This is a genomic window from Leifsonia shinshuensis (assembly GCF_022606355.1).
Lineage (GTDB): Bacteria > Actinomycetota > Actinomycetes > Actinomycetales > Microbacteriaceae > Leifsonia > Leifsonia shinshuensis_B.
The window spans coordinates 23115-34752 of the sequence record NZ_JAHHZQ010000002.1 but is presented as its reverse complement, the minus strand read 5'-3'; the positions used below and the strand labels follow the sequence as shown (position 1 = coordinate 34752).

Here is an 11638-nt window from a genome sequence, read left to right as displayed (position 1 = left end):
ACGCGCCGCCCCAGCGACGACGCTCCTTCGGTCAACGTTTACCATCGCACATGAGGTGCCACTTGTTCAACGATTACCGGTCGTGTATAACTTGATACCACATTCACCGTTCAACGTTGAACGTCGCTTCGAAGGAGAAGACATGCACTCACGTCCCCGCCGGGTCGCACGCCCGGCGCTCGCAGCAGTCACGGCGACCGTCGCGGCCGTCGCGCTGGCACTCACCGGCTGCGCCGGCCAGGGGTCCGGCGGCAGCAACGCCAACACCGATCAGAACGGGAAGATCACCCTCAGCTTCTGGAACGGCAACACCGGCCCTGACGGCCCGGCGATGCAGAAGGTGATCGACGCGTTCAACGCGTCGCAGTCGAAGGTCGTCGTCAAGAACGTCACCATGCCGTGGGACACCCTGTACCAGAAGCTCCTGACCGGGGCGACCTCCAAGGGCGGCCCCGACATCGTCGCCCTCGACTTCTCGCGGGTCCCCGCCTACGCGTCGCAGGGCCTCTTCCAGCCGATCGACGACTACTACGCGGGAGGCGCGCACGACACCGCGAAGCTGCCCAAGACCGCGATCGAGGCGTCGAAGTACGACGGCAAGAACTACGGGGTCCCCGTCGACATCGCGACAACGATGATGTACTACAACAAGGCGCTGTTCACGAAGGCCGGTCTCGACCCGAACAAGCCGCCGACCACCTGGGACGAGTTCGCCGCGATGGTGCCGAAGCTGACGACCACGCCGGCCGGCGCCTCCAAGCCCGACCAGTACGCGATCGCGCTCGCCGACCACGAGACCGTCGACATGTACCCGCCGTTCCTCTGGAACGCCGGAGGCGACATCGTCTCGAGCGACAACAAGAAGTCGGAGCTCGACTCGCCCGAAAGCCTGAAGGCCCTGAACTTCTGGGTCGACCTGGTGAAGAACAAGCAGGCCTCGCCGATCGGGCTCTCCGGTGCCGACGCCGACAAGCTCTTCGCCACCGGCAAGGCGGCCATCGAGATCAACGGCCCGTGGGCGACCACCGGCTACAAGCAGGCCGGCATCGACTTCGGCGTCGTCCGTCCGTTCGCCGGGCCCTCGGGCAACGCCATCCTCGCCGACGTGGAGACCATGGCCCTGCCGGCCAAGGACGACAAGGCGACCAAGGAGGCCGCCTACCAGTTCATGCACTACTGGACCCTCGAGAATTCCCAGAAGACCTGGTCGGAGGGCTCCGGTTTCTCGCCGCTCGAGCCGGAGGTCGGCGCACAGATCACCGACAACCCGTACCCGGCGATCTTCGGAGCGAAGGACGTCGTCGACGACTCGCGGATCCTCCTTCCCGGGTTGCAGTCCGGCTCGTCGATCGTGCAGGACATCTTCTATCCGTCGCTGCAGAAGGCGCTGAACGGCCAGGGGTCGGTCGACGATGTCTTCAAGGCCGCGTCGCAGCAGGTGCAGGCCAAGTTGGATCAGAAGTAGCAGCCTCGACCAGAACCAGCACAGTCTGCCGGGCGGGGTCCGCGCACACGGACCCCGCCCGCCTGCTCGACCGCTCTCGCCCAATCGAAAGGCACCATGACCACATCCACTCCGGTCGCCGCGAAGCCGGCGACGGCGCGCGCGCCGCGCGGCTTCTGGCGCGGGAGGCGACGCACCGCGCTCACGGCCTGGCTGTTCCTGGCGCCGTCGCTCCTCGCGCTGGGGCTGTTCACGGTCTACCCGATGATCCAGGCGGCCTACCTCTCGTTCACGAACTACAACCTGATCCGCGCGGCCCAGTGGGTGGGCCTGGCGAACTACCAGGAGCTCTTCGGCGACCCGGCGTTCTGGAACGCGTTCTGGAACACCGTCGTCTACGCGGTGGTCGTCACCCCGGTGACCGTCGTCCTCGCCCTGGCGCTCGCGGTGTTCCTCGACCGCGGATTCCGCGGCCGTTCGTTCGTGCGCACCTCCATCTTCCTGCCGTTCATCGTGTCGCTCGGGATCATCGCGATCGCCTGGTCGTTCCTGCTCGACCCGAACATCGGGCTGATCTCGTACTGGCTCTCGAACCTCGGCATCGTCTCCAAGCAGGGCCTGCTCTCCGACCCCACCTGGGCGCTGCCGGCCGTCATGTTCGTCGGCGTCTGGAAGAACGTCGGCTTCTACATGGTGATCTACCTCGCCGGCCTCCAGTCGGTGCCCCTCGAACTGCACGAGGCCGCGCGCCTCGACGGCGCCGGCGTCTGGCAGCGCTTCCGCAATGTCACGCTGCCGCTCCTGTCGAACCAGACGATGCTCGTGTCGGTGATGGCGCTGATCGCCTCGCTGCAGGCGTTCGACCAGATCTACGTGATGACGCACGGCGGACCGTTCTTCCGCACCGAGACGCTCGTCATGCTCATCTACCGCGAGGGCTTCCAGGAACTGCGCTTCGGCTACGGCGCCGCCATCTCCTGGGTGCTGCTCGTGTTCGTGTTCCTGCTCTCCATGATCCAGTACGGCTTCTTCCAGCGCCGGCAAGTGAGGTACTGATGACCGCGACCCTCGAACGCCCCGCCGCCCCCGCCAAGTCCGCTGCCCGGCGTCGCCGCCGACCGCACTACACGAGCACGCGCACCCTGCTGCGCTGGCTGACGACCATCGCCGGCATCGTCATCGCGCTCGCCATGCTGCTGCCGATCATCTGGATGGCCTTCACCGCATTCAAGCCGGAAGCCGACATCGTCACCTTCCCGCCGACGCTGTGGCCACGAGAGTTCACCCTGCAGCACTTCATCGACGTGTGGAACCGCATCCCGTTCGCTCACCTCTACCTGAACACGATCGTGTTCGCGGGCTCGGTGACGGTGATCTCGCTGTTCTTCGACTCGATGGCCGCGTACGCGCTGGCCCGGCTGGAGTTCCGCGGCCGCAACGTCGTGCTCGTTCTCGTGCTGATCCTCCTCATGCTGCCGTTCCAGGTGACGCTCATCCCGCTGTACGACATGCTCAACGGGCTCGGGCTCACGAACAGCCTGCCCGGCATGATCATCCCGCGCGTGACCAACGCGTTCGGCATCTTCTTCCTGCGGCAGTTCTTCCTCTCGCTGCCGAAGGATCTGGAGGAGGCCGCCCGCGTCGACGGCGCGGGGGAGTGGCGCATCTACTGGCGGGTGATCATGCCGCTGGCCAAGCCCGCCCTGCTGACGCTCGGGCTGTTCCACTTCCAGTACAACTGGAACGACCTCCTCTGGCCGCTCATCATGTCGTCCGACCTCGACAATGCGACGCTGCCCGCCGGCCTCGCCCTGTTCATGGGCCAGCACGTGGTCGAGTACGGCCTGCTGATGGCCGGCTCGCTGCTCGCGCTGCTGCCGGTCGTCATCTTCTTCCTCGTCATCCAACGCAGTTTCGTCGCGGGCATCGCGACGACCGGACTCAAATGACCTCCCGCAGCCCCGAAAGGACCGCATGACCCCCCACTGGCTCCGCGACGAGCGCCTCCACTTCGGCGTCGGCATCGAGGACACCTTCGTGCCGCAGCAGGGCATCGGCCGCCGCCCGATCGACGAGTACGAGCTGATGCAGCACTACGAGAACTGGCGGGAGGACCTCGACCTCGCCGTGGAGGCGGGAGCCGAGTTCATCCGCTGGGGCATCCCGTGGTACCTCGTGGAGCCGCGCCCCGGCGAGTTCGACTGGCGCTGGCTCGACGAGGTCAGCGCCCACATGCACAGCATCGGGCTGCGCTGCGTCGTCGACCTGATGCACTACGGCACCCCGCTCTGGCTCGACAACCAGTTCGTCAACGCGACCTACCCCGAGCGCGTCGCCTCGTACGCGCGGGCCGTCGCCGAGCGTTACGCCGGCGTCTGGGACGACTTCACCCCGCTCAACGAGCCCGTGATCAACGCGATCTACTGCGGGGAGGACGGCACCTGGCCTCCCTACCTGACGGGAGGCGACGGCTTCTCGAAGGTGATCGTCGCGCTCGCGAAGGGCATGGTGCGCACCCAGCAGGAGATCGCCGCGGTCAACCCGGCGGCGCGGTTCGTGCACGTGGACGCCGGCTTCCGCTGGGAGGGCGACGATCTCCCGCTCGCCCGCGAGGTGCTCGAGGAACGCCGCTTCGTCTCGCTCGACCTGATCACCGGCCGGGTCGTGCCAGGGCATCCGATGCACGACTACCTCACCGGCAACGGCATCCGGGAGGACGACCTGGCCTGGTTCCCCGACAACGCGGTGACGCCCGACGTCGTCGGCGTCAACTACTACCCGGGCTTCACGACGGTGCGATACCGCCCCGACGGCGGCACGGACCCGGTGGAGGCGGGAACGGCCGGCCTCCGCGACCTCATCGAGCTGTACTGGCAGCGTTACGGCCTGCCCCTCGTGGTCACCGAGACCTCGCGCGGCGGCTCGGTGGAGTCGCGGCTCGCCTGGCTCGGGGAGTCGCTGGAGGAGGTCGAGAGGCTGCGCGCCGAGGGCGTGCCGGTGCTGGGCTACACCTGGTTCCCGTTCTTCACGCTGGTCGACTGGCTGTACCGCCACGACGCCAGACCGGCCGACGACTGGTTCGTGCACATGGGCCTCGTCGACGTCGTGCGCGGCCCTGACCGGCGGCTCGCGCGCGTGCGGACCGAGGCGTTCGCCGCCTTCCGCGCGTCCGCCGCCCGCTGACCCTCCTCCATCGCTTCCGGAGTTCTGCACGCAACACGCCGACGGGCGGCGTGAATTACTCAGGAACTGATGGAGTGGGGGTCACTGCAGGCAGAACTCGTTGCCCTCGGGGTCGCGCATCATGATCGCGAACTCGTCGTAGGGTCCCCACTTGCCGTCGAGCACCTTCTCGACGGTGGCGCCCAGCGCGACCAGCCGGTCGCGCTCGGCCTCCACCTCTTCGCGGGTGGCGTGCCGGCCGGTCGACGGGCTGATGTCGAGGTGCATCCGGTTGCGCTGCCGCTTCTCGTGGTCGTAGCGGGAGAAGTAGAAGCGCTGGTGGGCCGGATCCTCGTCCCACGCGACTGCGCGCGCGGCGAGGTCGTCGTCGGTGAGGCCCGCGGCGCGCAACTCGGCCTCCTCCTCGGGGGTGAGCCACTCGGGCTCGGGGTAGCCCATGACGGCCGCCCAGAACCGGGCGAGTGCCGCGGGGTCGTGTGCATGGAAGGTGACGTTGGCGATCCGTGCGGTCATGGTGGGGAGTCTAGGCCGCGGCCGCGCGGTGCATCCAGCCGCATTCACCACCCGCACCACTGAATCCGAGAACCGCGCACTGTTGGATTTGCTGAATCAGGCTGCCTAGCATCGACCCTGACGACCCGTCACGAAAGGAACGACAGTGCAGTTCAGGTATCTGGGAAACTCCGGCTTCAAGATCTCCGAGATCACCTACGGGAACTGGCTGACCCACGGCTCGCAGATCGAGAACGACGCCGCTGCCGCCTGCGTCCGTGCCGCGCTGGATGCCGGGATCACCACCTTCGACACCGCCGACGTCTACGCGAACACCGCCGCGGAGACCGTCCTGGGCGAGGCGCTGAAGGGTGAGCGTCGCCAGTCGCTCGAGATCTTCACCAAGGTGTTCGGGCCGACCGGGCCGCAGGGCCACAACGACGTCGGGCTCTCGCGCAAGCACATCATGGAGTCCATCGACGGCTCGCTCTCGCGACTGCAGACCGACTACGTCGACCTCTATCAGGCGCACCGCTTCGACTTCTTCACGCCGCTGGAGGAGACCATGCAGGCCTTCGCCGACATCGTGCGGCAGGGCAAGGCGCTCTACATCGGTGTGAGCGAGTGGACCGCCGACCAGCTCCGCGCCGGGCACGCGCTCGCCACGGAGCTCGGCTTCCAGCTGATCTCGAACCAGCCCGAGTACTCCGCACTGTGGCGGGTCATCGAGGCGGAGGTCGTGCCGACCTCCAAGGAGCTCGGCATCTCGCAGATCGTCTGGTCGCCGGTGGCGCAGGGCGTGCTGAGCGGCAAGTACCTCCCCGGTGCCCCGCTGCCCGAGGGCAGCCGCGCCACGGACGAGAAGGGTGGCGCCGGCGCGGTCAAGCGCTGGCTGACCGACGACGTGCTCACGCGCGTCCAGCAGCTGACGCCGATCGCCCAGGAGATCGGCCTCACGCCGGCCCAGCTGGCTGTCGCGTGGGTGCTGCAGAACGACAACGTCGCGACCGCGATCATCGGCGCTTCCCGGCCCGAGCAGGTGGTCGAGAACGTGAAGGCCTCCGGCGTCACCATCCCCGCCGAGCTGCTCGGCCGGATCGACGAGGTGCTCGGCGGCGCGGTCGAGCGCGACCCGAGCCACACCGCCACCCGCTCCCCCCGCGCCCGCGAGGCCTGAGGGTCGCGGGCACCGCGCGCTCGCGATGCCGAAGGGCACGTAGACGCCCCTAAAACGCGGTTTTAGGGGCACTTACGTGCCCTTCGGCGGTGAAAGAAGGCGTCTCAGCGGCCGGTCGGGACCTCGAAGTCGAAGACGTTCGTGTCGAAGGCGGTGTAGCCCGCGTAGTCGAGCAGCTCGTACAGCCGCGCCCTGGTCTGCATGCCGGGCACCTCCGCCTTCAGCGAGCCGTCGCCGACGAGCGTGTCGAGGCCGCGCTCGGCCGCTCCCATGGCGATGCGCAGCAGCGACACCGGGTGGATGACGATGTTGATGCCCGCGCTCGCGAGCTGCTCGGCGGTGAAGAGCTCGCTCTTGCCGAACTCCGTCATGTTGGCGAGCACCGGAACGTCGACGGCGGTGCGCACGGCCTCGAACTCGGCGAGGTCGGCCATCGCCTCCGGGAAGATCGCGTCGGCCCCGGCGTCAACCAGCGCCTTGGCCCGGTCGACCGCCGCCGCCAGCCCCTCCACCGCCCGCACGTCGGTGCGCGCCATGATCAGCAGGTTCGGGTCGCGGCGCGCATCGACCGCCGCGCGGATCCGCTTGGTCGCGGTGTCCAGGCCGACGACGGCCTTGCCGTCGAGGTGGCCGCAGCGCTTGGGGTTGACCTGGTCTTCGATGTGGAGGCCGGCGACGCCCGCGTCCTCGAGCTCCTGCACCGTGCGGGCCACGTTCATCGGCTCGCCGAAGCCGGTGTCGGCGTCGATCAGCGTGGGGAGGTCGGTCATCCGGCTGATCTGCCGCCCGCGGCCGGCGACCTCCGTGAGCGTGGTGAGGCCGATGTCCGGGAGGCCGAGGTCGGCGGCGATGACGGCGCCGGAGATGTAGACGCCTTCGAAGCCCTTCTCCTGGATGAGGCGCGCGCTCAGCGGGTTGAATGCGCCGGGGAAGCGAAGCAGCTCACCGCTGGCGAGCCGCGCGCGGAAGGCCGCGCGCTTCTCGTGAGCGGGAACGGACGAGTACAGCATCAGAACAGTCCCTTCGGTGCGGCCGGCAGGCTCCCGGCCGGTGCGGTGATGGTGAGGCCGCCGAGCTCCTCCGCGGTCAGCTCGGGCAGTCGCTGGGCGAGGTCGAGGAAGCGCTCGATCTCGGCCTCCTCGAGCACTCCCGCCGCCAGGGAGCGGAACTTGGCGACGTAGTCGGCGCGCGCGAACGGCCGGGCGCCGAGCGGGTGGGCGTCGGCGACGGCGATCTCGTCGGTGATCACGCGGCCGTCGGCGAGCGTGATCTCGACGCGGCCTCCGAACGCCTTCTCGGCGGGGTCGATGGAGTGGTAGCGGCGGGTCCACTCCGGGTCTTCGGTCGTGGTGACCTTGCCCCAGAGCGCGACGGTGTCGGGCCTGGCGGCGCGCGAGGGGAGGTACGACTGCACGTGGTGCCAGCCGCCGTCCTGCAGTGCCACCGTGAAGATGTACGGGATGCTGTGGTCGAGCGTCTCGCGGGACGCGGTCGGGTCGTACTTCTGCGGGTCGTTCGCGCCGGAGCCGATCACGAAGTGGGTGTGGTGCGAGGTGTGGATCACGATGCTCTCCACCCGCTCGGGGTCGCCGACCTCCGGGTGCTCCGTGTGGAGCTTGCGGGCGAGGTCGATCCAGGCCTGCGCCTGGTACTCGGCCGAGTGCTCCTTCGTGTAGGAGTCGAGGATCGCGCGCTTGGCCTCGCCTGCCTCCGGCAACGGCACCTCGTAGGAGGCGGAGGGGCCGTCGAGCAGCCAGGCGATCACGCCGTCCTCACCCTCGTAGATCGGGGTCGGGCTGGTCTCGCCGCGCATCGCGCGGTCGACCGCCTCGACGGCCATCTTGCCCGCGAACGCCGGAGCGTGCGCCTTCCACGACGAGATCGCGCCCTTGCGGGACTGCCGGGTCGCCGTGGTGGTGTGCAGCGCCTGGCCGATCGCCTGGAAGATCGTCTCGGTGTCCAGCCCGAGCAGGGTGCCGATGCCGGCGGCGGCACTCGGGCCGAGGTGGGCGACGTGGTCGATCTTGTGAGCGTGGAGGCTGATCGCCTTCGCCAGGTCGATCTGGATCTCGTACCCGGTCGCGATGCCGCGGATCAGGTCGTGGCCGGTGCGTCCGGCGTGCTGGGCGACCGCGAGGATCGGCGGGATGTTGTCGCCGGGGTGCGAGTACTCGGCCGCCAGGAAGGTGTCGTGGAAGTCCAGCTCCCGCACTGCGACGCCGTTCGCCCACGCAGCCCACTCCGGGCTCACCCGCACCGACTGCGGCTCGCCGAACACGGTCGACCCGTGCTGCGGGTGCTCGACGGCCGAGACTAGCTCCTCGAGCTGCGCCGTCGGCAGCGGATGGGCCAGCGCCTGCGAGCGGGCGGACACGACCGGCTTGCGGGCGAGGGAGGCCGCTGCCACGGCGGCGTTGTCGATGACGCGGTTGATCACCATGTCGACGACCTCAGGGGAGACCTCCACGGGGTCCGTCGCCACTTCGGCGATCTTCCACGCGAGCTGGTCCTCTCTGGCGAGGTCCTCGTCGCTGCGGTGGACGCGGACGGTGTGGTTTCTCATACTGTCTCCTTGGTCGAAGTGAGTCGTTCCGCCGACAGCAGCACGTTCTGCAGGCTGCGGTGGAGGTGGACGCGGGTCGCGGACGCGGCGAGGCCGGCGTCGCCGTCGGCGATCGCCTCCACGATGAGCAGGTGCTCCTGCGCGGCGGCCCGCAGACGGTCGGGGTCGTCGCGCGACACCCGCCGCAGTCGTGCGAGGTGCGGCCGGAGGTTGCGGAGCGCGGCGACGAGGTAGGGGTTCGCGGCCGCGTCGTCGATGGCGCGGTCGAGGTGGTCGACCAGGTCGTAGTAGCGGGCATGCGTCGGGTCGCCGTCGTCGAGCAGGTCGGCGGCAGCGCGGAATCGGTCGCGGAGGTCGAGGAAGACGGCGAGGTCGCGGTTCTTCGCCGCCGCCCGCGCGGCCTCCTGCTCCAGCGCTCGCCGGAGCTGGAAGAGCTGCTCGACCGACTCGACGGAGACGGCCGTGACGACGAGCCCGCGACCGCCCTGCGCGGCGACGAGACCGTCCGCGGTCAAACGGGCCAGGGCCTCCCGAACCGGCGTGCGCGAGACGCCCAGTCGCTCGGACTGCTCGACCTCCTGCAGCACCGTGCCCGGCGCGAGCCGCCACTCGACGATGTCCTCGCGCAGCGCGGCGTACGCGCGATCGCTCGCCTTCGCTTCCATTCAGAGCCCTCCGTGTATACACGATGGTACACGCAAGGCGGATCTCCGGGGATTTCGCGACCCCCCTGACACCTCATGTATACGCAACCACACGGATCGGGGAATCTGATTTGCGGCAAACGTGGCGATACGCCCCCTGCAAGAGACGATTTGCGGCAAATGCCGCCAAGGGCGCCGCACGACGTAGGCTCGCGCCATGACCTTCGATCGCGAGCGGGATGTCGTCGCGTACGACCGTCGCGCCGGCGGCTACGAGCGCGGGCCGCGCGGCCTCCTGCACCGGGAGATCGCGCGGCGGGTCGGGGTGCTCGCCGTCTCGCTGGTGGCGGGTACGCCGGCGCCGCGCATCCTCGACGTGGGGTGCGGCAGCGGCGCATTGCTGCGCTTCGTCGGCGCGCTCCGCCCGGACGCGCGGCTCACCGGGGTCGATCCCGCGCCCGAGATGGTGCGCGCCGCCTCGTCCCCTCGGCTGGCGGTCGTGCAAGCATCCGCGGAGAGACTGCCCTTCGAGGAGGGGGCCTTCGACCTCGTCGTGAGCTCGACCTCCTTCAGCCACTGGGAGGACCGCGATGCCGGACTGCGCGAGTGCCGCCGCGTGCTGGCGGCGGGAGGCGGGTTACTGCTCGCGGACGTGTTCACCTCCGGGCCGCTGCCGACGCGGCTGTTCGGCCCGGGAGGCGCGGCCGCGAGCCGTGAGACGGCCGACGCGGCGATCCGGACGGCAGGCTTCGCTGCGCCCCGCTGGCGTCCGCTGTTCGCCTCGGTGATCCAGGCGGCGGTGGCGACGACCTAGCCGCGGGACCGTCGATCAGCCCTCATGCCGCACGTAGTCGAACTCCTGGAACTCCACGACCTCCGGAACCCAGCGCTCGCGCACGAAGGCGACGTGCGCCGGATGGGCGTTGTAGGCGTCGTAGGCGGTCTGGTCGGCGAACGCCATCGAGAACTGCAGGGTGAGGTCGCTCTTCGCGCCCACCTGGTCGTTGATCGTGAAGTCACGCACGCCGTCGATCGCCGACAGCTCGTGGCGGGCGGTGTCGAGGAAGTCGCGCTCGGCGGCCGACCCGCGGTCGTGGGCGAGCCGGAACGTGACGGTGTGCGTGATCATGTGCACCATTCTGGCGGGAGGTGCTGTTCGTGTTGGGCGGCGCTGCTCACCAGGGTGGGAACGGGCGGCCCGAACGGAAACGCGTCAGGCGTTCGGCGACGGGGCCGGTGATCACGATGGGGCCACCGCCCTCCGGGAAGACGGGCGCGGCAGCCGTCGCGGTCAGCGGGATCCCGTTCGGTGTACGCGCGATCGACACGAACTCAGCGTTCTCGACCGTCTCCGAGAACCCTCCAGTCGCCGCAGCGTCGATGAGCTGACGCAGGACGGGCAGCGCGTCGCCCGGCCACGGCAGCCTCCATTCGGCTCGCTCGATCTCGACGACCAGTTCGTCTGAGTAGAGGTTCCAGCGCACCGACGCCGCGTCTTCGCGCGCCGGTGCGAGGGTGACGGCGGTGTCGTCGCGGGCGCGGAGGATCACCACGGCGTCGCCGAAGCGCTGCTCTACCTCGTCGACGAGTTGCGTGAGGAGGATGGTCCGTTCGGGTCGGGGAAGCACATACGGTTCGGGTTCCGGGAACGGTCGACGCGGCGCAGGGAGTTCCGCGTCGATGGGGACGCGGAACGTCACCCGGTAAATCGTCTGGGCATAGCCGTCCGGCTCGGATGTTGTCGGCACGGCATCCACGATCCGCTCGATCGTGTCGTTCGGATCATTCGTCAGCTGGTGCGTGCCGGCCACTGGCACCATCCGCTCGTAGGCCGCCACGATCGCTTCGACGCGGCCGTGGACGTCCACGCCTGGGGCGTCGTCGGTCGGGTGCCGGTCGTCCCAGTACTGGTCCCCGCCCGCGTCCACGAACCGCACGAGAGTGAAGCCGATCTCGTCGCCGACGGCGAAAGGCACCCCGCAGCAGCCGTACTCCGAGGGCGCGATCCACACCTCGATCGTCGTGTCCTCCATCCGGACACCGTAACGGCTCGGCGCGTGCCGCGGCTACACCTCGGCCCGCACCTCGACGCCGAACCTCGTCCGCGCCGAGGCGGCCTGGTAGGGTCCACTTCA

At 69.2% G+C, this 11638-nt stretch carries 12 protein-coding genes; 6 read left to right on the top strand and 6 right to left on the bottom strand.

Features of this window, described 5'->3' with window-relative positions:
- The first annotated feature begins 142 nt into the window (after positions 1–142).
- The 4 genes from KNO15_RS06920 (at position 143) to KNO15_RS06905 (ending at position 4627) form a co-directional block, all read left to right on the top strand.
- Positions 143–1465 (top strand): ABC transporter substrate-binding protein, encoded by a 1323-nt coding sequence (locus KNO15_RS06920; RefSeq protein ID WP_241702741.1) that lies wholly within the window; start codon positions 143–145, stop codon positions 1463–1465.
- A 96-nt stretch (positions 1466–1561) separates the two neighbouring features.
- Positions 1562–2500 carry a carbohydrate ABC transporter permease gene (locus tag KNO15_RS06915; RefSeq protein WP_241702740.1) on the top strand — a complete coding sequence of 313 codons (939 nt, stop codon included), beginning with the start codon at positions 1562–1564 and terminating at the stop codon, positions 2498–2500.
- A complete protein-coding gene (locus KNO15_RS06910) occupies positions 2500–3393 on the top strand; it encodes a carbohydrate ABC transporter permease (RefSeq protein ID WP_241702739.1) in 894 nt (297 codons plus the stop codon). Before KNO15_RS06915 ends, KNO15_RS06910 begins: the two co-directional genes overlap by 1 nt.
- A 25-nt stretch (positions 3394–3418) precedes the next feature.
- Positions 3419–4627, top strand: a complete 1209-nt coding sequence (locus KNO15_RS06905) for a family 1 glycosylhydrolase (protein ID WP_241702738.1) — start codon at positions 3419–3421, stop codon at positions 4625–4627.
- Positions 4628–4708: 81 nt separating this feature from the next.
- On the opposite strand, the gene KNO15_RS06900 is transcribed toward KNO15_RS06905, so the two are convergent.
- Positions 4709–5140, bottom strand: a complete 432-nt coding sequence (locus tag KNO15_RS06900; RefSeq protein ID WP_241702737.1) for a VOC family protein — start codon at positions 5138–5140, stop codon at positions 4709–4711.
- Between the two features lie 145 nt (positions 5141–5285).
- Here KNO15_RS06900 and KNO15_RS06895 point away from each other — a divergent pair, with 145 nt between their 5' ends.
- A complete protein-coding gene (locus KNO15_RS06895; RefSeq protein ID WP_241702736.1) occupies positions 5286–6296 on the top strand; it encodes an aldo/keto reductase family protein in 1011 nt (336 codons plus the stop codon).
- 104 nt (positions 6297–6400) lie between these two features.
- Here KNO15_RS06895 and prpB read toward each other — a convergent pair whose 3' ends face one another.
- Genes prpB through KNO15_RS06880 form a run of 3 tightly spaced genes read right to left on the bottom strand, consistent with a single transcriptional unit; the run spans position 6401 to position 9524 of the window.
- Complete coding sequence (prpB, locus tag KNO15_RS06890) at positions 6401–7306, bottom strand: methylisocitrate lyase (RefSeq protein ID WP_241702735.1); 906 nt, start codon at positions 7304–7306, stop codon at positions 6401–6403.
- Entirely contained in the window at positions 7306–8859 is a 1554-nt protein-coding gene (locus tag KNO15_RS06885; RefSeq protein WP_241702734.1) for an MmgE/PrpD family protein, read from the bottom strand. The genes prpB and KNO15_RS06885 overlap by 1 nt, the downstream gene beginning before the upstream one ends.
- A complete protein-coding gene (locus KNO15_RS06880; protein ID WP_241702733.1) occupies positions 8856–9524 on the bottom strand; it encodes a GntR family transcriptional regulator in 669 nt (222 codons plus the stop codon). Before KNO15_RS06880 ends, KNO15_RS06885 begins: the two co-directional genes overlap by 4 nt.
- 196 nt (positions 9525–9720) lie before the next feature.
- Here KNO15_RS06880 and KNO15_RS06875 point away from each other — a divergent pair, with 196 nt between their 5' ends.
- The gene (locus KNO15_RS06875; RefSeq protein WP_241702732.1) at positions 9721–10317 is read left to right on the top strand and encodes a class I SAM-dependent methyltransferase; all 597 of its coding nucleotides are present in this window, start codon (positions 9721–9723) and stop codon (positions 10315–10317) included.
- A 15-nt stretch (positions 10318–10332) separates the two neighbouring features.
- On the opposite strand, the gene KNO15_RS06870 is transcribed toward KNO15_RS06875, so the two are convergent.
- Positions 10333–10632, bottom strand: a complete 300-nt coding sequence (locus tag KNO15_RS06870; protein ID WP_241702731.1) for a Dabb family protein — start codon at positions 10630–10632, stop codon at positions 10333–10335.
- A 46-nt stretch (positions 10633–10678) separates the two neighbouring features.
- Positions 10679–11536, bottom strand: coding sequence for a DUF6578 domain-containing protein (locus tag KNO15_RS06865; RefSeq protein WP_241702730.1), 858 nt, complete (start codon positions 11534–11536; stop codon positions 10679–10681).
- Positions 11537–11638 lie beyond the last annotated feature (102 nt).

Bases quoted from the DNA above. Each gene is read 5' to 3' on its own strand.
- KNO15_RS06920 (WP_241702741.1), top strand. From the start codon at position 143: ATGCACTCACGTCCCCGCCGGGTCGCACGCCCGGCGCTCGCAGCAGTC.
- KNO15_RS06915 (WP_241702740.1), top strand. From the start codon at position 1,562: ATGACCACATCCACTCCGGTCGCCGCGAAGCCGGCGACGGCGCGCGCG.
- KNO15_RS06910 (WP_241702739.1), top strand. From the start codon at position 2,500: ATGACCGCGACCCTCGAACGCCCCGCCGCCCCCGCCAAGTCCGCTGCC.
- KNO15_RS06905 (WP_241702738.1), top strand. From the start codon at position 3,419: ATGACCCCCCACTGGCTCCGCGACGAGCGCCTCCACTTCGGCGTCGGC.
- KNO15_RS06900 (WP_241702737.1), bottom strand. From the start codon at position 5,140: ATGACCGCACGGATCGCCAACGTCACCTTCCATGCACACGACCCCGCG.
- prpB (WP_241702735.1), bottom strand. From the start codon at position 7,306: ATGCTGTACTCGTCCGTTCCCGCTCACGAGAAGCGCGCGGCCTTCCGC.
- KNO15_RS06885 (WP_241702734.1), bottom strand. From the start codon at position 8,859: ATGAGAAACCACACCGTCCGCGTCCACCGCAGCGACGAGGACCTCGCC.
- KNO15_RS06880 (WP_241702733.1), bottom strand. From the start codon at position 9,524: ATGGAAGCGAAGGCGAGCGATCGCGCGTACGCCGCGCTGCGCGAGGAC.
- KNO15_RS06875 (WP_241702732.1), top strand. From the start codon at position 9,721: ATGACCTTCGATCGCGAGCGGGATGTCGTCGCGTACGACCGTCGCGCC.
- KNO15_RS06870 (WP_241702731.1), bottom strand. From the start codon at position 10,632: ATGATCACGCACACCGTCACGTTCCGGCTCGCCCACGACCGCGGGTCG.
- KNO15_RS06865 (WP_241702730.1), bottom strand. From the start codon at position 11,536: ATGGAGGACACGACGATCGAGGTGTGGATCGCGCCCTCGGAGTACGGC.